This is a genomic window from Xanthomonas sp. WHRI 7945 (assembly GCF_035026585.1).
Genome location: NZ_JAYIQP010000018.1, coordinates 52362 through 72575 on the forward strand (window position 1 = coordinate 52362; position 20214 = coordinate 72575).

Annotated in this window: 14 protein-coding genes; 10 read left to right on the forward strand and 4 right to left on the reverse strand. The window is 70.9% G+C overall.

Annotated elements, in window-relative coordinates; all coding sequences use genetic code 11:
* Window positions 1-168: 168 nt before the first annotated feature.
* Complete coding sequence (locus VDQ83_RS14800) at window positions 169-1080, reverse strand: tryptophan 2,3-dioxygenase (protein ID WP_455435519.1); 912 nt, start codon at window positions 1078-1080, stop codon at window positions 169-171.
* A gap of 163 nt (window positions 1081-1243) precedes the next feature.
* On the opposite strand from VDQ83_RS14800, the gene VDQ83_RS14805 reads away from it, so the two are divergent.
* Window positions 1244-4807, forward strand: coding sequence for a lamin tail domain-containing protein (locus tag VDQ83_RS14805; RefSeq protein ID WP_455435520.1), 3564 nt, complete (start codon window positions 1244-1246; stop codon window positions 4805-4807).
* A gap of 644 nt (window positions 4808-5451) precedes the next feature.
* On the opposite strand, the gene VDQ83_RS14810 is transcribed toward VDQ83_RS14805, so the two are convergent.
* Window positions 5452-5694: a hypothetical protein gene (locus VDQ83_RS14810; protein ID WP_455435521.1), complete on the reverse strand. Its 243-nt coding sequence runs from the start codon at window positions 5692-5694 to the stop codon at window positions 5452-5454.
* Between the two features lie 121 nt (window positions 5695-5815).
* Between VDQ83_RS14810 and pdhA the strand changes: the two genes are divergently transcribed.
* From pdhA to VDQ83_RS14840, 6 genes are all read left to right on the forward strand, one after another.
* Window positions 5816-6904, forward strand: coding sequence for a pyruvate dehydrogenase (acetyl-transferring) E1 component subunit alpha (gene pdhA, locus VDQ83_RS14815; RefSeq protein WP_455435522.1), 1089 nt, complete (start codon window positions 5816-5818; stop codon window positions 6902-6904).
* On the forward strand, window positions 6897-7976 hold the full coding sequence (locus VDQ83_RS14820) for an alpha-ketoacid dehydrogenase subunit beta (protein ID WP_263396859.1): 1080 nt from the start codon (window positions 6897-6899) through the stop codon (window positions 7974-7976). Before pdhA ends, VDQ83_RS14820 begins: the two co-directional genes overlap by 8 nt.
* Before the next feature lies 1 nt (window position 7977).
* Complete coding sequence (locus VDQ83_RS14825) at window positions 7978-8328, forward strand: SH3 domain-containing protein (RefSeq protein WP_263396858.1); 351 nt, start codon at window positions 7978-7980, stop codon at window positions 8326-8328.
* Window positions 8325-9749, forward strand: a complete 1425-nt coding sequence (locus VDQ83_RS14830; protein ID WP_455435523.1) for a dihydrolipoamide acetyltransferase family protein — start codon at window positions 8325-8327, stop codon at window positions 9747-9749. Before VDQ83_RS14825 ends, VDQ83_RS14830 begins: the two co-directional genes overlap by 4 nt.
* A gap of 769 nt (window positions 9750-10518) precedes the next feature.
* Window positions 10519-12093 carry a M4 family metallopeptidase gene (locus VDQ83_RS14835; RefSeq protein ID WP_455435524.1) on the forward strand — a complete coding sequence of 525 codons (1575 nt, stop codon included), beginning with the start codon at window positions 10519-10521 and terminating at the stop codon, window positions 12091-12093.
* A gap of 418 nt (window positions 12094-12511) precedes the next feature.
* Window positions 12512-13780 (forward strand): DEAD/DEAH box helicase, encoded by a 1269-nt coding sequence (locus VDQ83_RS14840; RefSeq protein ID WP_455435525.1) that lies wholly within the window; start codon window positions 12512-12514, stop codon window positions 13778-13780.
* 280 nt (window positions 13781-14060) lie between these two features.
* Here VDQ83_RS14840 and VDQ83_RS14845 read toward each other — a convergent pair whose 3' ends face one another.
* Window positions 14061-14384, reverse strand: a complete 324-nt coding sequence (locus tag VDQ83_RS14845; RefSeq protein WP_455435526.1) for a DUF6172 family protein — start codon at window positions 14382-14384, stop codon at window positions 14061-14063.
* A 210-nt stretch (window positions 14385-14594) separates the two neighbouring features.
* Here VDQ83_RS14845 and VDQ83_RS14850 point away from each other — a divergent pair, with 210 nt between their 5' ends.
* Window positions 14595-15356, forward strand: coding sequence for an SDR family NAD(P)-dependent oxidoreductase (locus tag VDQ83_RS14850; protein ID WP_455435527.1), 762 nt, complete (start codon window positions 14595-14597; stop codon window positions 15354-15356).
* A gap of 825 nt (window positions 15357-16181) precedes the next feature.
* The gene (locus tag VDQ83_RS14855; RefSeq protein ID WP_455435528.1) at window positions 16182-17483 is read left to right on the forward strand and encodes a carbohydrate porin; all 1302 of its coding nucleotides are present in this window, start codon (window positions 16182-16184) and stop codon (window positions 17481-17483) included.
* Window positions 17484-17893: 410 nt separating this feature from the next.
* Here VDQ83_RS14855 and VDQ83_RS14860 read toward each other — a convergent pair whose 3' ends face one another.
* Window positions 17894-18526, reverse strand: a complete 633-nt coding sequence (locus VDQ83_RS14860) for an NAD-dependent dehydratase (RefSeq protein WP_455435529.1) — start codon at window positions 18524-18526, stop codon at window positions 17894-17896.
* A 683-nt stretch (window positions 18527-19209) separates the two neighbouring features.
* Here VDQ83_RS14860 and VDQ83_RS14865 point away from each other — a divergent pair.
* Window positions 19210-20136 carry a carbohydrate kinase family protein gene (locus tag VDQ83_RS14865; RefSeq protein ID WP_455435530.1) on the forward strand — a complete coding sequence of 309 codons (927 nt, stop codon included), beginning with the start codon at window positions 19210-19212 and terminating at the stop codon, window positions 20134-20136.
* Window positions 20137-20214 lie beyond the last annotated feature (78 nt).

Consider the following 20214-nt stretch of genomic DNA (forward strand, 5'->3'; position numbering starts at 1 on the left):
ATGGGCTGGGCGATTCCGGCCGGGCCGGGTAACGGGCGAGCATCACCGACAGTTGGCGGGGACGTCAAATTGGCGGGACCGGGGACCGGGGACCGGGGACCAGGGACCGGGAAAGCAGGGGTGCCCAGCCGCAGCGATTCCCTGGCAAGCGCGGCGCCGGCGGTGGCCTTACGGTTCCTGCGATGCCGCTCCCGGGTCCCCGGTCCCAGGTCCCCGGTCCCGGCTTTCCAGCCCAACCGACGTCCGCACCTCGAACAGCTCCGGGAAGAAGGTCAGCGCCAGCGCCTGCTGCAGGAAGCCCACGCCGCTGGAGCCGCCGGTGCCGCGCTTGAAGCCGATCACCCGCATCACCGTGCGCATGTGGCGGAAGCGCCACAGCTGGAACTGCGTCTCCAGGTCCACCAGGTCCTCGCACAGCGCGTATTCGCGCCAGTAGCGATCGGTGTTCTCGTAGATGCGCTCCAGCACCGGCCGCAGCAGCGGGTCGCTGACGTGCGGCTGGCGCCAGTCGCGCGCCCGGTACTGCTCGGGCACGGCATGGCCGAAGCGGGTCAGGTAGCGCAGGAATTCCTCGTACAGACTGGGCGCTTCCAGCACCGCCTGCAGCGCCGCCTGGCCCTGGGGGTCGTGGCCGAACACGCGCAGCATCTGCGCGTTCTTGTTGCCGAGCAGGAATTCGATGGTGCGGTACTGCAGCGACTGGAAGCCGGAGGCCGGGCCGAGCACGTCGCGAAAGCCCATGTATTCGGACGGGGTCAGCGTTTCCAGCACCGACCACTGCTCGGTCAGCTGGCGCAGCACCTGCTTGCTGCGCGCCAGCACCTTGCGGCACTGCCAGACCTCGTCGCGCTGCAGGTGCACGATCGCCGCGCGCAACTCGTGCGCCAGCAGCTTCAGCCACAGCTCCGAGGTCTGGTGCTGAATGATGAACAGCATCTCGTCGTGGTGCGGCGGATCGGACAGCGGCTGCTGCGCGGACAGCAGCTGGTCCAGCCGCAGGTAGCCGCCGTAGGTCAGGCGGCCCTCCAGGTCGGTGTGGATGCCGGCTTCGAGCGGGCGCTGGTTCTGTTCGACGGGCATGGGCGGGTACGGCGGTCCGGGGCCGGCAAGGGTACCGCAGCGACGCCTGTCACATCCCGGTCAGCGGCGGGCGGCAAACTCGGGCAGAATCGAGCCGGCGCCTTGGGGGGCGCCCGATCGTCATCCGTCGTCACGTCTTCAAGGATTGGGGAGAGTCTTCGTCATGCGAACCATGCTGCTTCGTGCCGCAGTGTTGTCGTGCGCGCTTGCCTGTGCCGGAACCGGCCAGGCCCAGGTCGTCATCAGCCAGGTCTATGGCGGTGGCGGCAACAGCGGCGCCACCTACAAGAGCGATTTCGTCGAACTGCACAACAACGGCAACGAGGCGGTGAGCCTGGCCGGCTGGTCGCTGCAGTACGCCTCGGCCGCCGGCAGCAGCTGGCAGGTCACCGCGCTGGCCGGCAGCATCCCGGCGGGCGGCTACTACCTGGTCAAGCAGGCCGACGGCAGTGGCGGCAGCACTGCGCTGCCGACCCCGGACGCCACCGGCACCACCGCGATGAGCGGCACCGCCGGCAAGGTCGCGCTGAGCAATGCGGCGGCCGCGCTGAGCGGCGCCTGCCCCGCCGGCAACGTCGATTTCGTCGGCTACGGCAGCACCGCCAGCTGCGCCGAAGGCAGCGCGCCGACCGCCGCGCCGAGCAACGCCCTGGCGGTGCTGCGCGGCAACGGCGGCTGCAGCGACAGCGACAACAACAATGCCGACTTCGCCACCGGCGCGCCGACCCCGCGCAACGCCGCGGCGGCGCTCAACCTGTGCGGCGGCGGCAACCAGCCGGTGGCCAGCGTGGCCAACGTCAGCCGCGGCGAAGGCGACAGCGGCAGCACCGCGTTCGTGTTCACCATCGCCCTGAGCCAGCCGGCCGGCAGCGGCGGGGTGAGCTTCAGCGTCGCCACCCGCGACGGCAGCGCCAGCGCCGGCAGCGACTACCAGGCCCTGGCCGCGACCAGCGTGACCATCGCCGCCGGCGACAGCAGCGCGCAGGTCAGCGTGCTGGTCAATGGCGACACCGCCAACGAACCCGACGAGACCTTCTACCTCGACGTCAGCGGCATCAGCGGCGCCTTGCCGGCCACGCTGACCGCCAGCGGCGTGATCCTCAACGACGACTTCAACCTGGTGCCGATCCACAGCATCCAGGGCAGCGGCGCGCGCTCGCCGCTGGTCGGGCAGATCGTCGCCACCAGCGGCATCGTCACCGCGCGGCGCAGCGCCGGCTTCTTCCTGCAGGCGCCCGACGCCCAGGCCGATGCCGATCCGCAGACCTCCGAAGGCATCTACGTCTACACCGGCAGCGCGCCGCCGGCCGAGGCCGCGGTGGGCAACGCGGTGCGCGTGCAGGCCACCGTGCTCGAGTACGTGCCGAGCGCCGACCCGACCCAGCCGCCACTGACCGAGCTGGGCACACCAACCGTACTGCTGCAGTCCACCGGCAATCCGCTGCCGGCCGCGGTGACGCTGACCACCAGCTTCCCCGACCCGAGCGGCGCCTACGACCAGCTCGAGCGCCTGGAAGGCATGCGCGTGGCCGCGCCCAGCCTGACCGTCAACGCGCCCACCGGCGGCAACGTCAACGAGACCAACGCCACCGCCAGCAGCAACGGCGTGTTCCATGCCGTAGTCACCGGCCTGCCGCGCGCCTGGCGCACTCCCGGCGTGCAGCAGCCCGACCCGCTGCCGGCCGGCTCGCCGGCCGGCGTGCCGCGCTGGAACACCAATCCGCAGGTGATCGCGGTGGGCAGCGCCGGCCTCGGCGGCGAGCGCATCGACGTGGCCGGCGGCTGCGTGGTGCTCGGCGTCAGCGGACCGCTGGACTACAGCTTCCGCCGCTACACGATCTATCCGGAAACCGCGCCCACCGTGCAATGCAACGGTGCCGACCAGCCCAAGCCGGCACCGGCGCCGCAGGCCGACGACGTCAACGTCGCCACCTACAACATGGAGCGCTTCTTCGACGACCAGAACGACCCGGCGATCGGCGAACCGGTGCTGACCCCGGCCGCCTACCAAGCCCGGCTCAACAAGGCCTCGCTGGCGATCCGCAACTACCTCAACACGCCCGACATCCTGGGCACGGTGGAAGTGGAGAGCCTGAGCGTGCTGCAGACCCTGGCCGCGCGCGTCAACAGCGATGCGGTCGCCGCCGGCCAACCCGATCCGCAGTACGTGGCCTATCTGCAGGAAGGCAATGATGTCGGCGGCATCGACGTCGGCTTCCTGGTCAAGACCGGCGCGGTCGGTGCCGGCGTCGCCCGCGTGGAGGTCGTGTCGGTCAGCCAGGAAGGCAAGACCACCACCTGGACCGAGCCGGCCGGCGGCACCAGCCTGCTCAACGACCGCCCGCCGCTGCTGCTGAAGGCAGTAGTGCATTTCGCCGACGGCCGCACGCTGCCGCTGACCGTGGTCGAGGTGCACCAGCGTTCGCTCAACGGCGCCGAGACCGACGACGCCAGCGGCCAGCGCATCCGCGCCAAGCGCCAGGCGCAGGCGGTGTTCCTGGCCAACCTGCTGCAGGCGCGCCAGGCCGCCGATCCCGCCGAGCAGATGCTGGTGATGGGCGACTTCAACGCCTTCGAGTTCAACGACGGCTACGTCGATGCGATGGGCACGGTGACCGGCCTGCCGTCGGCCGACGCGCAGACCGTGGTCGAGGGCGACGGCGCCGACCTGGTCGACCCGGACCTGTACAACCTGACCCTGCTGTCCACGCCGGACCAGAGCTACTCGTACGCCTACGACGGCAACGTGCAGTCGCTGGACCACGTGCTGGCCAACAGCGCGCTGATGGGGTCGGCGCAGATCGCTACGCTGAGCGAAAGCCATGCGCGGCTCAATGCCGACTTCCCGGCCACCGCGCGCAACGACGCCAATTCGCCGGCGCGGCTGTCCGACCACGACCCGGCGGTGGTGCTGCTCAAGCTCAAGCCGCTGCAGCGCGCCGACCTGGGCGTGACCGCGAGCGCGGCCAATGCCGCGGTCTACGCCGGCGACACGATCCGCTACAGCGTCGAGGTCGGCAACGCCGGTCCGGACGCGGCCCGCTTCGCCGCGGTCGCCTTCGCGCTCGACGCGGCGGTGACGCCGACCCTGAGCGCCGCCCCGGGCTGGGACTGCGCGGCACCGGACGTGGGCGCGCAGACCGTGGTCACCTGCACCACGACGCAGTTCGCCGCGGGTGCGGCGCAGCGCTTCGAGGTGGCGGTGCCGGCCACCGCCGAGCTGGTCGGCCGCACGCTGCGCCTGGCCGCCTCGGTCGCCTCGCAGACCGAGGACCCGAACGCCGGCAACAACGGCGCCAGCGCCGCGGTGGCGGTGCAGGCCGCGCCTGCCGGCAACCTGGCGCTGCGCATCGACGGCCCGGCGACGCTGCCGCTGACCGCGTTCGGCGCCAACTACCGCATCGCCCTGCGCAACCACGGCAATGCGCCGGTGCGCCGCGCCAGCCTGAGCGTCAGCGGCAACACGTTGTCGGTGCTGTCCGCGCTGGTACCGCCGCGCGGCTGGCAATGCGTGCGGCAAGCCCACGGCCTGCGCAGCGCGCAGTTCCAGTGCAGCACCCGCGCCGACCTGGCCCCGGGCGCCAGCACCACGTTCACCCTGGCCGTGGCCACCCGCCCGTTGCCGGCCGACCGCACCATCGTGATCCAGGCCAGCGCCAGCTCCGCCTCGCCCGATGCCGACCCGTCCGACAACACGGCACGCTTCAGCACCCGCATCGGCCGCTGAGCGCAGCGCCTTCGGGCAGAACAAGGGCGCGGCCGCAAAGCCGCGCCCTTTTCTTTTGCACCCGCTCCGGAGTTCGCCGTGGCTCCCGAAACTGCAGTAGCCCTCGAAACCTCCGCTGTCAAAGCCCCTCTCCCCACGGGAGAGGGGTTGGGGTGAGGGTCCGGCGCGAAGCGTCTCGCGGAGTTTGGGGCACGAGGCTTCGCCCGTACCCTCATCCGGCCCTGCGGGCCACCTTCTCCCGACGGGAGAAGGAAACAGCCAAGCCCCTCTCCCCTCGGGAGAGGGGTTGGGGTGAGGGTACGGCGCGAAGCGTCTCGCTGAGTTGGATGCACGAGGCTGCGCCCGTACCCTCATCCGCCCCTGCGGGGCACCTTCCCCCGAAAAGGGGGCCATGGTCCCAAGGGGAGAAGGGAACAGCCGAAGGGCCGCTCCTGAGCCGTTGCTGTTGCTCTTGCTGTTGCCGTTAGCTGTCGCTCCTAAAACTTCCCGCCCTAAAGCGAGCCGAGCACCGCAGCGGCGAGCGGCCGAAGAGGCGCCCCTGTCTGAGCGAAGCGAGTTTGGGCGCCGTGCCGCTCGCCGCGAGGAGCGCAGGGCACCGGTGCGGCTTCATCGCACCGGCTCGTGTCGGGCGGGAGCGGTTTTGGTTACTTTTGCCAAGACAAAAGTGACTCGCGCCAGCAGGCGCGAAAGCTCTTGATCTTGGTCTTGATCTTGCTCTTGCTCCAGCCATCGCCGTTGCTTTTGCGCAATCGCCGAACACCACGGCAGCCCGCCATCGCGCCCAGCTCCAAACGTCCACCGCTGGACATCCACAGCCACCGCGCGTCCGCCAACCGCAGCGCAACAATCTCCCAAATGAACGCCAGCAGCGCGCGCAGCCAACCCATGGCACGTTTTTGCTGCAATCCAGCAAGATGCCGTGCTGCGGTGCAGGACGGCTTTTGTGCACGCCTTCCTTAACATGCCAGCTCATATCATTTGAAACTTGTTGTCGAGAGTGCCGCCGTCATGACCATCGCCGCGCAATTCGAAATTGAATACCTGCAGTACCTCGACGCGGACGGCCAGCCGGCCCGCGACGCCCTTCCGGCCGACTCGGCCAACCCGCAGACCCTGCTGGCGCTGTTCAAGCAGATGCTCTACGTGCGTACCTTCGACAGCAAGGCCGTGGCCCTGCAGCGCACCGGCAAGCTCGGCACCTACGCCTCGTGCCTGGGCCACGAGGCCACCCACATCGGCATCGGCGCCTCGATGCGCAGCGGCGATGTGCTGGCGCCCAGCTACCGCGAATACGGCGCCATGTTCATGCGCGGCGTGCGTCCGCGCGAAGTATTGCTGTACTGGGGCGGCGACGAGCGCGGCAGCGATTTCCTGCGCGATTCCGACGCGGCCAAGGACTTCCCGATCTGCGTGCCGATCTCCACCCAGTGCCTGCACGCCGCCGGCTCGGCGCTGGCGTTCAAGCTGCGCGGCGAAGGCCACGTGGCGGTCGCCACCTGCGGCGACGGCGGCTCGTCGAAGACAGATTTCTATGCCGCGCTCAATTCCGCCGGCGCCTACCAGCTGCCGCTGATCCTGTGCGTGATCAACAACGGCTGGGCGATCTCGGTGCCGCGCGCGGCGCAGACCGGCGCGCAGACCCTGGCGCAGAAGGGCCTGGCCGGCGGCCTGCATTGCCTGCAGGTGGACGGCAACGACCTGATCGCGGTGCTGGAGGCGATGCGCCAGGCGCGCGAGCGCGCGCTGTCCGGCCAGGGCGGCAGCGTCATCGAATTCATGACCTACCGCCTGTCCGACCACACCACCGCCGACGACGCCCGCCGCTACCGCGACGAGGCCGAGGTCAAGCAGGCCTGGGAACGCGAACCGCTGACCCGCCTACGCACCTGGTTGACCGCGCAGGGCCTGTGGAGCGAGACCGAGGAAGCGGCATGGAAGCAGGAATGCGCGCGCCTGGTCGACATCGAGGTCGACGCCTACCTGGCCACCCCGGTGCAGCCAGTGGAGGCGATGTTCGATTACCTGTACGCCGACCCGCCGCCGGAGCTGCTCGCGCAGCGCGCCGAGGCCGTCGCCCTGGAGCGGCGCCATGGATGAACTCGCTCCCCGCCTTGCCGACACGGCCGCCACGCACGCGGCCGGCACCGCCCACCACGCCGCCACCGCGCGCGGAGACAGTCCGATGACCAGCACCCCCATCACCCTGATCGAAGCGGTCACCCAGGCTCTGGCCTGGGAACTGCAGCACGACCCGTCGGTGCTGGTGCTGGGCGAGGACGTCGGCGTCAACGGCGGCGTGTTCCGCGCCACCGCCGGCCTGCAGCAGCGCTTCGGCGCGCAGCGCGTGCTGGACACGCCGCTGGACGAAACTACCATCGCCGGGCTGACCGTCGGCCTGGCCGCGCAGGGCATGAAGCCGGTGGCCGAGGCGCAGTTCGACGGCTTCGTCTATCCGATGGTCGATCACCTGATCTGCCACGCCGCGCGCCTGCGCAACCGCACCCGCGGCCGCCTGCATTGCCCGATGGTGCTGCGCGTGCCGTGGGGCGGCGGGATCCGCGCGCCGGAGCATCACAGCGAGGCCAACGAAGCCATCTTCACCAACGTGCCGGGCCTGCGCGTGGTGCTGCCGTCCTCCCCGCAGCGCGCCTACGGCCTGCTGCTGGCGGCGATCCGCGAGCCGGATCCGGTGATCTACATGGAACCCAAACGCCTGTACCGCCAGTACAAGGAAGTGGTGGTCGACGACGGCGAGGCGCTGCCGCTGGACGTGTGCTTCGTGCTGCGCGAAGGTAGCGACGTGACCCTGGTCGCGTGGGGCGCGCAGGTCAAGGAAGCGCTGGAAGCGGCCGACAAGCTCGCCGCCGACGGCATCAGCGCCGAGGTCATCGACGTGGCCACGCTGCGCCCGCTGGACTTCGACACCATCGCCGAATCGGTGGCGCGCACCGGCCGCTGCGTGATCGTGCAGGAGGCCCCGCGCAGCGCCGGCTTCGGTGCCGAGATCGCCGCGCGCCTGGCCGAGCAGTCGATGTACGACCTGGTCGCGCCGGTGCAGCGCGTGACCGGCTACGACACGCACATCCCGTTGTTCCGGCTGGAGATGAAATACCTGCCGAGCGTGGACAAGATCGTCGCGGCGGCCAAGCGTGCCGTCGCCGCAGGCTGACATGCGCGCGCGCCTGCTCAGCGACTACCGCGCCACCTACCCGCATCCGCTCCGCGTCGCCGCCGGCGAGCGGGTGCTGCTGGGCGTGCGCGACGAGGAATGGCCGGCGTTCGTGTGGACCACCACCGCCGCCGGCAGCGCCGGCTGGGCGCCGCTGGCCTGGCTGCGCGCCACCGGCGACGGCCACGCCGAAGCGCTGCGCGACTACGATGCGCGCGAACTCGATGCGGTGCAGGGCGACACCGTGACCCTGCATCACGAATACGGCGACTGGTGGTGGGCCGAGCGCGCCGATGGCGCGCAGGGCTGGCTGCCGGCACGCGACCTGGAACTGCTGGAAGAGACCACATGAGCGAAACCAAGAGCTTCAACCTGCCCGACCTGGGCGAAGGCCTGCCCGACGCGACCATCGTCGAATGGTTCGTCAAGGAAGGCGACACCATCCGGCTCGACGAACCGCTGGTGTCGATGGAGACCGCCAAGGCGGTGGTCGAGGTGCCCTCGCCGGTCTCCGGCAAGGTGCTGAAACTGGCCGGCGCGCCGGGCGACATCGTCGTCACCGGCGCGATGCTGGCGCAGTTCGCGCCCGACGCCAGCATGCCGCAGCGCGCCGAGGGCCAGGACACCGGCCACCACCATGGCGGCGCCGCGCCAGCCAGCCCCGGCAAGGGCGCCGGCGCGGATGCGCCGGGCGACAACGACCGCGTCGTTGCCTCCGACGACGGCGGCGAACTGCGCGACGCCGATACGGCGCAAGGCGGCAGCGAGCGCGACGACGCCGGCACCGTGGTCGGCGCGATGCAGAGCTCCAACGCCGTGCATAGTGAACGCACGGTCTCGGTCGGCGGCGTGCGCGCGATGCCGGCGGTGCGCGCGCTGGCCAGGAAACTGGGGGTGGACCTGACCCGGGTACGCGCCAGCGGCGGCGACGGCGCAGTGACCCTGGCCGACGTGAAGCAGGCCGCCGCCGACGGCTCGGCCGCTGTAGGAGCGGCTTCCGCCGCGACCGCACGGCCTGCGCAGGTCAAGGCGGAAGCCCCCCCTGCAACCGCGCCCACCACCGCAGCACCGACGCGCACGCCGCTGTCCGCCGCCGGCAAGCCGATGCGCACGCAGCCGCCGGGCGCCACCGCGCACGGCCAGCCTGAGCAGCTCAAGGGCGTACGCCGCAACATGGCGCGGGTGATGGCCGATGCGCACGCCAAGGTGGTGCCGACCACGCTCAACGACGACGCCGACATCCACGCCTGGACGCCCGGCAACGACATGACCGCGCGCCTGGTGCGCGGCATCGTCGCCGCCTGCCGCGCGGTGCCGGCGCTCAACGCCTGGTTCGATGGCGACGCGCTGACCCGCACCCTGCACGCGCAGGTGGACATCGGCATCGCCGTGGACACCGACGACGGCCTGTTCGTGCCCGCCCTGCGCAATGCCGACATGCTCGACGCGCGCGGCATCCGCGAAGGCATCAGCCGCCTGCGCCAGCAGGTGGAGGCGCGCAGCATCGCCGCCTCGGAACTGAGCGGCTACACCATCTCGCTGTCCAACTTCGGCATGTTCGCCGGCCGCTACGCCACCCCGGTGGTGGTGCCGCCGTGCGTGGCGATCGTCGCCGCCGGCCGCGCCCGCCACCAGCTGGTGCCGGTGATGGGCGGCATCGAGACGCACAAGCTGATCCCGCTGTCGGTCACCTTCGACCACCGCGCCTGCACCGGCGGCGAAGCGGCGCGCTTCCTGCGCGCGCTGATCGACGACCTGGCGCTGGCGGGCTGAGCCGCGAGCCGCCGCTTCGCAACGGAGCGGCGGCCCTCATGTCGGATAAATTGCTCGTCGAAGCCTGGATGATCTGCAGCGCCATCTGGTCGCGCCGCTGACGTTCCGCCACTGCACCAGCGCCGCATGCGCGGCCTCACCGAGCCGCAGCGGATCGCCGCGCTGCCATCCAATGCCGAGGCGTAGACCGCAAGCCGCCGCTCCTGCGCGTCAGCGCTTCGACCATCGTTGGCGTGGCACCGAACAAGTCGCTGCGGCATTTCCAAGCACAGGAAAGGATCGCAATCGAGCGCTCGCATGCGCCACAATCCGGCTGGCGTGCGTGTTTTCCGCCATTCTCGCGAACGCCATACCGTCGCGTCGCGTCACGCCGCAGCGGTTCGCACGCCGCTTGCGAGAAACAGTGCACCTGCCCACGGAAGGCGCGCGATTATTGTGTGCCCTGGCGCGAACCACCAGCATCGCCTGCCGCAAACGCGGGTTGAGCGAGCCCGGCTATTGCCGACATGCTGCGTCGAATCGTCACGGCAGGCGTCCCCACCCTCCCGCGTGCCGAAACGGTATAGCAGGCTCGCCATCCCATATCGGCACTTCGAGCGAAAGCCGTCTACCACGGCCGCTAACCGCATCGCTATGTTCGTTGCCAGGGGGACGGCAGCGCGCCATTGGCCGCAATGCCGACGCGATCCACGACGCAACCGCAAGCAACGTGGCAGCCATGCGCTGCCGCGCCGGCAAGACATTCCCTATCGCTCATGAGGAATTCCAAATGACCCAGCCCATCCGCCGCCAGCGCCCGCTGGCGCTGCTGCCGTCGTTGCTGCTCGCCCTCGCCGCCACCTCCGCCGCCGCGGCCGAACGCGTGGATCTGCACGGCAAGGATCTCGGCACGCTCAACACCCAGTACAAGGCCGCCGCCACCAGCCTCGGCGGCGTGCCCGCGGCCGCCGCGGTGCGCCATGCCGAGCTGGTCGGGCTGGATGCCGAGTCCGCGCTGAGCCTGCTGAGCAGCAGCACCGACGACGACGGCACCGTCCACAGCCGCTACCAGCAGACCTTCCGCGGCGTGCCGATCTGGGGCGAGCACGTCGTGGTCAGCGAGCGCAGCGACGGCAGCGTGCGCAGCCTGTTCGGGCGCTCGGTCGCCGGCCTGGCCAGCGAACTGCCGGCCACCGCGACTGCCGCTGCAGCCGCGCTGCTGCCGGCCAATCGCGCGCTGGACGTGGCCAAGCGCGCCGCGCTCGGCGATGCGCTGGCCGCGCGCCGCATCGAGCGCGCACAGGCGCCGCAGATGATCTACCTGGACGACGACGACCGCGCACACATGGCCTACGTGGTGTCGTTCTTCGCCGACGCGCCGCAGGGCGGCGAACCGACCCGCCCATTCGTGATCGTCGACGCGCGCAGCGGTGCGGTGCTGCGGCAGTGGGAGGGGCTGACCACGCGCGACGCCACCGGCCCCGGCGGCAACGCCAAGACCGGGCAGTACGAATACGGCACCAGCGGCAGCATCCACGGCTTCCTCGAGGTGGACAACAACTGCCGCATGCAGAACAGCACGGTCAAGTCGGTGAACCTCAATGGCGGCACCTCCGGCAGCACGGCCTACCAGTTCGCCTGCCCGCGCAACACCTACAAGGCCATCAATGGCGCCTACTCGCCGATCAACGATGCACACTACTTCGGCGGCGTCATCGAGAAGATGTACCGCGCCTATGCCGGGGTGGCGCCGCTGAGCTTCCAGTTGGTGATGCGGGTGCACTACAGCACGCGCTACGAGAACGCGTTCTGGAACGGTTCGACGATGACCTTCGGCGACGGCAACACTCGCTTCTATCCGCTGGTCAGCATCGACGTCGCCGGCCATGAGGTCTCGCACGGCTTCACCGAGCAGAATTCCGGCCTCACCTACTCCGGCCAGTCCGGCGGCATCAACGAGGCCTATTCGGACATCGCCGGCGAGGCCACCGAGTACTACCTCAAGGGCAGCAACGATTTCCTGGTCGGCCCTGAGATCTTCAAGTCCAACGGCGCGCTGCGCTACATGGCCAATCCGCCGCAGGATGGCGCCTCGATCGACAATGCCGCCAACTACCGCAGCGGGCTCGACGTGCACTACTCCTCCGGCGTCTACAACAAGGCGTTCTACAAGCTGGCCACCACCTCCGGCTGGAACACGCGCACTGCCTTCGAGGTATTCGCCCGCGCCAACCGCCTGTACTGGACCCCGAGCACCAGCTTCAACAGCGGCGCCTGCGGCGTGCGCACCGCGGCCAGCGACCTGGGCCGTTCGGCGGCGGCGGTGACTGCCGCGTTCAGTTCGGTCGGCGTGACCTGCCAGTAAACGCGGCAGCCGGTACCACCCGCCGCACGACCACCTGGACCGGTGGCCGTGCGGCGATATGGCCACACGGCGTTGCGGGCAAGCCAGCGGACTGCGCTATCGCCGGTGCGCATGGCGAGGCGCCTGCGTACGTCGCCATGCGCGACCGGTTCGGTACCGACCCGGCAACGCGCCAGGTTTTCCACGCGCCGCGCGCCACCTCGCCTTGCCAGCGAGCGGCGACTGCGGCGACCGTTTCCCGCAGGACGCTCGGGCAAGGGCCGCTGTCGCCGATCGAGCGTCTTTCGAGCGGCGGCAATTGGCCTCCCAGACGCGTACGCCTCGCATAGGCGTCCGGCTGCGGGTAGGCTGCGCGGCTACGTCCGCCGCAGCGCATCGCGACGGCATCGTTTCGCCGCCCTCTTCCGGACCACGCTGCATGCCATTCGCCACGCTGGGCCTCGCCCCCGAGCTGCTGCCCGCGTTTTCCCGCGCGCTCGACGCCGCCGGCTACACCGCGCCCACGCCGATCCAGGCGCAGGCGGTCGCGCCGATCCTGCGCGGCGAGGACCTGCTGGCCTGCGCCGCGACCGGCTCGGGCAAGACCGCTGCGTTCGCGCTGCCGCTGCTGCAGCATGCGGCGCTGCTGCCGCCCAGCCGCCGCGTGCGCAGCCTGGTGCTGGTGCCGACCCGCGAGCTGGCCGCACAGGTCGGCGACACCTTGCAGGCGCTGGGGCGCTACCTGCCGCGACGGGTCAAGGTGGCCGCGGTCGCCGGCGGCGCCTCGATCAATCCGCAGATGCTGAAGCTGCGCGGCGGCGCCGACATCGTCGTGGCCACGCCGGGCCGGCTGCTCGACCTGGCCGCGCACAACGCACTCGATCTGGGCGCGGTGCGCACGCTGGTGCTGGACGAGGCCGACCGCCTGCTGGCGCTGGGATTCGAAGAGGAACTGGGCCGGATCCTGGCGCTGCTGCCACGGCGCCGGCAGACCCTGCTGTTCTCGGCCACCTTCCCGGCCGAGGTGGACGTGCTGGCGCAACGCCTGCTGCGCGGACCGCGCCGCATCGGCGAGGAAGCCGCCGCCGCCCCGGCGACGATCCGCCAGCGCGCGATCGAGGTCGACAGCGCGCAGCGCACCGCGCTGCTACGGCACCTGCTGCACAGCGAGGCCTGGCCGCAGGCGCTGGTGTTCGTGGCCAGCCAGCGCGGCGCCGACAACCTGGCCGAGAAGCTGCACAAGGCCGGCGTGGCGGCGCAGCCGTTCCACGGCGAACTGAGCCAGGGCCGCCGCAACCAGGCGCTGGCCGGGTTCAGGAGCGGCCAGCTGCAGGTCCTGGTCGCCACCGACATGGCCGCGCGCGGGCTGGACATCGCGCAGCTGCCGGTGGTGGTCAACTACGACCTGCCGCGCGCCACCGCCGACTACACCCACCGCATCGGCCGCACCGGGCGCGCCGGTGCCGACGGCCTGGCGGTGAGCTTCGTCGATGCGGCCAGCGAGGCGCACCTGCGCCTGATCGAAAAGCGCCAGCGGTTGCGCGTGCCACGCGAACGCATCGCCGGTTTCGAACCGACGCAGACGGCCGCGCCTGCCGCCGAGACAGCGCCGCAGACCGGCGGCATCAAGGGCAAGCGCCCGAGCAAGAAGGACAAGCTGCGCGCGGCGGCTGCGCAGGGCAGCGGCGGACTGCCCGCGAAGAGTTGATCGCGTTCGCGGCGCTGGTCGCGGCCGGTGCCGGGGATGCGCGCGCTATTCGCAGAGCCAGATCGCCGCGATCCGATGCATTGCGCGCGCCGATTCTGTCGGTCGCGGCTGAAGCCGCTCCTACAGTGCTTCCGGCCAGCCAGCTGCGCGCTTCTGTAGGAACGGCCTCAGCCGCCACACCGGCCGCCACACCGGCCGAAACGCCCGGCGTCGATCATCGCGGCCAATGGCTGGAAGACCACCCGCATCCGCTCCCAACAGGGGCAAGCGCAGCCCACGCTCAATCGTCGAACGGATCGGTCACGGCGGCATCGCCCTGCGCCCGCGGCGTGCGCTTGCCCGGCTTGCTGCGGATCTCGACGTAGAACTGGGTGGCGCCGGTCGCCACCAGCGCGTCGATCGCGCGGATCAGCTCGGCCGGCGGCACCACCGCGGCGCTGGCCTCGTCGGCGCCGAACAGCGTGTCGAAGTCCCAGTAGTCGGCGCCGGCCGGCAGGGTCTTGCGGCGTTCGCGGCGGATGTACTTGCGGATGTCGTGCTTGCTGGCGTCGAGCAGGCGGTCGGGGTGCTTGCCTTCGATGCGGAGCTGGTAAGTCTTCTTCACTGCGGGAGGATCCTGGAAAGAGGGAACGCGGCCGTCGGGCGGGCGCGGCGGCGGCTGGCGAGCGTGCGGCCTGGCTCGGGCAATGGCCCTGCTGCCGGCCGCAGGCGGGCGCGGCGGGGTCGCCATGGTGCCAGAACCCGGCCCCGCGCTGCGGATTGGCCGACAATCGGCGCCTGGCGCATCCCCGCGCCGCCGCCGCAGGAGCCGCCGATGACCGACCCCTCCACCTTCGCGGGCTACCGCGTGCTCGTCGCCGGCGCCAGCCGCGGCATCGGCCTGGCGATCGCCGACGCCTTCGCCCGCCAGGGTGCGGGCGTGGCGATCTGCGCGCGCAACCCGGCGCATCTGGCGGACGCGGCCGAGCAGCTGATACGCCACGGCCATCCGGTATCGCGGCTGACCTGCGATCTGGCCGACCCGGCGCAGATCCAGCAGTGGGTGGCGCATGCGGCCGACGCGCTGGGCGGCATCGACGTGATGGTCAACAACGCCTCCGGCTACGGCCATGGCGACGACGACGCCAGCTGGCAGGCCGGATTCGACATCGACCTGATGGCCGCGGTGCGCTGCAATCGCGCCGCGTTGCCGGCGCTGCGCGCCAGCGCCCACGGCTGCATCCTCAACATCAGCTCGATCAACGGGCTGCGGCCGACGCCGCGGGTGCCGGCGTATTCGGCGGCGAAAGCGGCGCTGAACTACTACACGACCACGCTGGCCGCCGAACTGGCGCGCGAGCGGATCCGGGTCAATGCGATCGCGCCCGGCTCGATCGAGTTCCCCGGCGGGCTGTGGGACCAGCGCCGCGCGCAGCAGCCGGAACTGTACCGGCGCATTCGCGCCGATATCCCGTTCGGCAGCTTCGGCGCGCTCGAGGACGTCGCCCACGCCGCGCTGTTCCTGGCCTCGCCGCAGGCGCGCTGGATCACCGGCCAGATCCTGGCGGTGGACGGCGGGCAATCGCTGGGCGTCTGAACCGCGCCGGGATATCTCCCGCCGGCCTGCAACGGTACCGCGGCCTCTGGCCGAGGGCACGCCTGGCGAAGCGCCGGCCGCTCGGGCAGGCGGCGCCGTTCCCAAAGGCGCGCGAGGTGCCAGTCGCATGCCCACGCCGCACCATCGCGGGGATGGGGCGGACATTGCGCGCGCTGCCTATGCACACCACCTCGCGCGCAAGCGCCGGTCGACTGGCGGCGCGACGACGGCCAGGTCGGTGTGCCTGCGACCGTGCCGCGCCGTCGGTGCCATGCGCGGAGGCGACCTCTGCCGCCGTCGCGGCAGTCCTGGGCATGCCCGCTCCGACGCTGCGGCGCACCATTCTTCCATTCGCCGTCGCAGCACCAGCGCGGCGGTCCGCAGCCAGTCCGAGCATCGGGCAGGCGGCAGGAGCCGCACCACGCAAGGGTTGGCGCTCGAAATCGACACGGTTTCCTAGCAGCGCACCTGAATAAATAACAACAAGAAAGCTCCAAATCGAACAATAACGAACATGAAACGAGCATGGCGGCGATAAGCTCCGGCGCGCAGGGGTTGCATCCGACTTCATCCCGCGCGCCGCAGCACACGCATGCGACGGGCACCTGGAGGCCACGTGTTCCATCCACGCATCGACACCGTCACCCGCCCACCGCGCGCCGCAGGGGCGGCACCCGTCCGCGCCTTGAGCCTCGCATCCGCCGCGGCCGGCGACCGATGCAGTCCCCACGGCGATCGCCGCCCTCCTCCGCACGGCAGCCGCCGCGCCGGAGTCCTTCCCATGACCGGGCCGCGCACCGCGGCCCCGCGCAAAGCGAGTCACTCATGAACAAGAACCCATGCATCGCGCTGGCGGCGCTGGCGGCGCTGGCGGCAGCGCTGTGCTGCGCACAGGCCGCCGCGGAGGATTTCGACCCGGCCAAGACCCTGACCGGCGACTGGGGCGGCGCGCGCACCCGGCTGGTCGACAGCGGCGTGGACCTGCGCCTGTCCTACACCGGTGAGTTCGCGCACAACAACTCCGGCGGCAGCCGCGACGACACCTACGCCTACGCCGACCAGTTCTTCCTGGCGGGCACCTTCGACCTGGACAAGCTGTGGGCCTGGCGCGGCGCGACCTTCAAGGTCGAAGTGGCCAACCGCAACGGCGACTCGCTCAACGACACGGCTGGTTTTCCGACCCTACTGGCGGTGCAGGAGATCCACGGCCGCGGCGCGGTGACCCGCCTGAGCCAGTTCTCGCTGACCCAGGAACTGTTCGACGACCGCCTCAGCATCAAGCTCGGCCGCCTGTACGCCAACGGCGATTTCTTCTCGTTCTCCTGCAAGTTCCAGAACCTGAGTTTCTGCGGCGGCCTGCCCGGCTACGTCAGCAACGGCTGGTACGTCGACCCGATCAGCCAGTACGGCGCGGTGGTGGCGTTCAAGCCCAACGACGCCTGGCGCTTCAAGGTCGGCGCCTACGACGTCAACCCGAACAACCTGGACCACGACCAGGGCCTGAAATTGCGCACCGACGGCGACAGCCAGGGCACCTTGGTGGTGGCCGAGATCGAGTACCTGCCGACCTTCGGCGATGGCCTGCAAGGCCACTACCGCGTCGGCGGCTGGCGCAACAGCGCCAACTACCGCAACACCGTCACCGCCAGCGGCCTGCCATCGGACGTCAGCGGCGACGCCACCGCGGTGATGGACAGCGAAAGCGGCTACTACGCCACCGCCGAGCAGGCGCTGTGGCGCGCGCCCGGCGGCGGCACGCTGCGCCTGTTCGGCAACTGGGTGCAGGCCGACAAGGACACCGACCGCATCGACCAGATGCTGCAGCTGGGCGCATGGCTGGATGCGCCGTTCGCCTCGCGCCCGTACGACCGCATCGGCTTCGCCGCCGGCCGCACCCGCATCAGCGAACGCCTGGGCGATGCGCAGCGCCGCTACAACGCCGCGCTGCCGGCCGGCGCGGCAGCGGTGGGCGTGCAGGAATACGAATACCCGCTGGAACTGAACTACCAGTACGCCATCACCCCGGCGCTGTCGCTGATGCCGAACCTGCAGTACATCCGCAACGCCAACGGGATCAAGGACAACAACGGCGTGGTCGGCGGGCTGCGCGTCAGCATGAACTTCTGAGCAGTGGCTAGCGCCGGCGGCGCGTCCGATGGCGCCGGCCGCACGGCGCCAGATGGGAGCCTCTGAAAATCTCGATTTCCGAAACTTGCACGCGATGTGCACGAATGGATCACGAGCGCTTCGATCAAGTTTTTTAGGGTGATTGGAGCTTCCCAAGGCGGTGATGTGGCGGAGCAGGTCGGCGATCAGGTCGCCGCCAGCTTCCGGTGCACCGTGGCCGATTGCCAGGCATGGCGGCGCAGGCACAGCAAGTGCAGCAAACGGCCGGTGCATGCCGCCAGCACAGCAACGCAGGCATGGCGGACGGACGCGGCAGCGGCAGCGCCTGTCTTCGCGCAAGCCGCCGCGCTACGCCGACGCGGCATCGCCCACGCGCGCGGCGACACCACGCCATCCGCGCTCCGCGCCGCTCAGGCCAGCTGTTCCGAACCGACCACGTGGACGCCGGCACGCGGCCGCAACGCGTGCTCCACCAGCGCGGCGGCGACGCGCGCGGCGGGATTGACCCGGTAGCGCCGCGGCAGCAGCGGGCTCAGCGCGTGCAGCAGCGTGCCGGCCAGCCGCTCGGCGCTGCGCGGCTGCGCGCGCTCGCCGCCGATCAGGCCGGGGCGTACCAGCGTGAGCGAGGCGAAGCCCAGCGCCTGCAGCTCACGTTCCAGTTCGCCCTTGACCCGGCTGTAGAAGACGCGCGAGCGCGGATCGGCGCCCAGCGCCGAGTTCAGCGCGAACGTGGTGGCGCCGTGCTGTTGTGCCAGCCGCGCGATCGCCAATGGATAGTCGTAGTCGACTCGGCGGAACGCGGCGCGCGAACCGGCCTGCTTCATCGTGGTGCCGAGCGCGCAGATCGCCGCGTCAACCTGCCACCACGGCGCCTGCGCCGGCAGCTGCTCGAAGTCCACGAGCGGGTTGTGCAGCTTGGGATGGACCAGGTCCAGCGCGCGCCGGGTCGGCGCCACGACCGCGCTGCATGCCGGCGCGGCGAGCAGCTGCGCCAACGCATGTCGGCCGACCAGGCCGGTGGCACCGGCGAGAAGGATCTTCATCGAAAGCGCCCTTGCACGGTGGATGGAGGAAGCTACGCCGATCGCAGGCGCATGGGCAAGGTGCTGGCGGCATGCGAGCTTGGCCGCTCCCACGAGACGCTTCGCGCCGTACCCTCACCCCAACCCCTCTCCCGGTGGGAGAGGGGCTAAGCGCACTGTGCTGTTCCCTTCTCCCATCGGGACCATGGCCCCTTTTCGGGGGAAGGTGGCCCGCAGGGCCGGATGAGGGCACGGCGAAGCCTCGTGCACCCAAAACCCAGCGAGACGCTGCGCGCCGTACCCTCACCCCACCCCTCTCCCGCTGGGAGAGGGCTAGGGCTGTTCCTTCTCCCCTTGGGAGAAGGTGCCCCGCAGGGGCGGATGAGGGTACGGGCGCAGCCTCGTGCACCCGAACTCCACGAGACGCTTTCGCCCCAACCCCTCTCCCGGTGGGAGAGGGGCTAAAGCGCGCAGCGGCTGTTCCCTTCTCCCAACGGGACCATGGCTCCTTTTCGGGGAAAGGTGCCCCGCAGGGCCGGATGAGGGTACGGCGCCGCCTCGCGCACCCGACACGCAAGCCCGCGTGCCTGCACAGCAGTCACGATCCCGCAGCGCCGCGCAAGGTCGCCCCGCCGCGGCGCGTACGCCACAATAGCCGCCAGCGCGCCGTCCGGCGCCGCAGCAGCCAACCGAGGAGCCGTTCGATGTTCGTGGTGTGTGGAGAGGCCTTGTACGACATCTTCATCGACGGCTACGCCGGCACCTCGGTCGGCATGACCGCGCGCCAGGGCGGGTCGCCGTTCAACGTGGCGATCGGCCTGGCCCGCCTCGGCACGCCGTCGGCGCTGTTCACTGGCCTGTCCACCGACCCGCTCGGCCGTCAGCTGCGCGGCACCCTGGAACGCGAGGGCGTGGCGCTGGACCACTGCATCGACAAGGCCGAGGCGACCACCCTGGTGATGGTCGCGCTGGACGCGCAAGGCGTGCCCAACTATTCGTTCTACGGCACCGGCTGCGCCGACCGCGCACTGACCGCGGCCGACCTGCCGACGCTCGACGCCGCGGTCGGCGGCCTGCATTTCGGCTCCTACACGCTGGTCGCCGAGACCACCGCCAGCACCTTCCAGACCCTGGCCGAGCGCGAACGCACGCAGCGGCTGATCTCGCTGGATCCGAACGTGCGGCCGACGGTGGAACCGGACATGGCAGTATGGCGCGCGCGGCTGGATCGCTGGATCGCGCTGGCGCATGTGGTCAAGGTCAGCCAGGAGGACATCGAGCTGCTGTACCCGCGGCAGGATCCGTTCGCGATCGCGCGCAGCTGGCTGCAGCAGGGCCCGTCGCTGGTGGTGATGACCCTGGGCAGCGACGGCGCGGTGGCCTGGAGCGGCGATGCCGAGGCGCGCGTGGCCGGGCGCGCGGTGCAGGTGGCCGATACCGTCGGCGCCGGCGACAGCTTCCAGGCCGCGCTGCTGCACCAGCTCCCCGACCTGGCCGCGCTCGCCGCGCTGGGCGCCTCGGCGCACGCGCTGCAGCGGCTGCTGACGTTCTGCGTGGCCGCCGCGGCGATCAACTGCACCCGCGCCGGCGCCAACCCGCCCAGCCTGGACGAGGTCCGCGCCGCGCTGTAGGGCCGCGGCCAGCGCCGGCTCAAGCGCACGCCGCCGGCGCCGATATCCTGTTCCTGAGCGTCACCCCCGGTCGCCGCG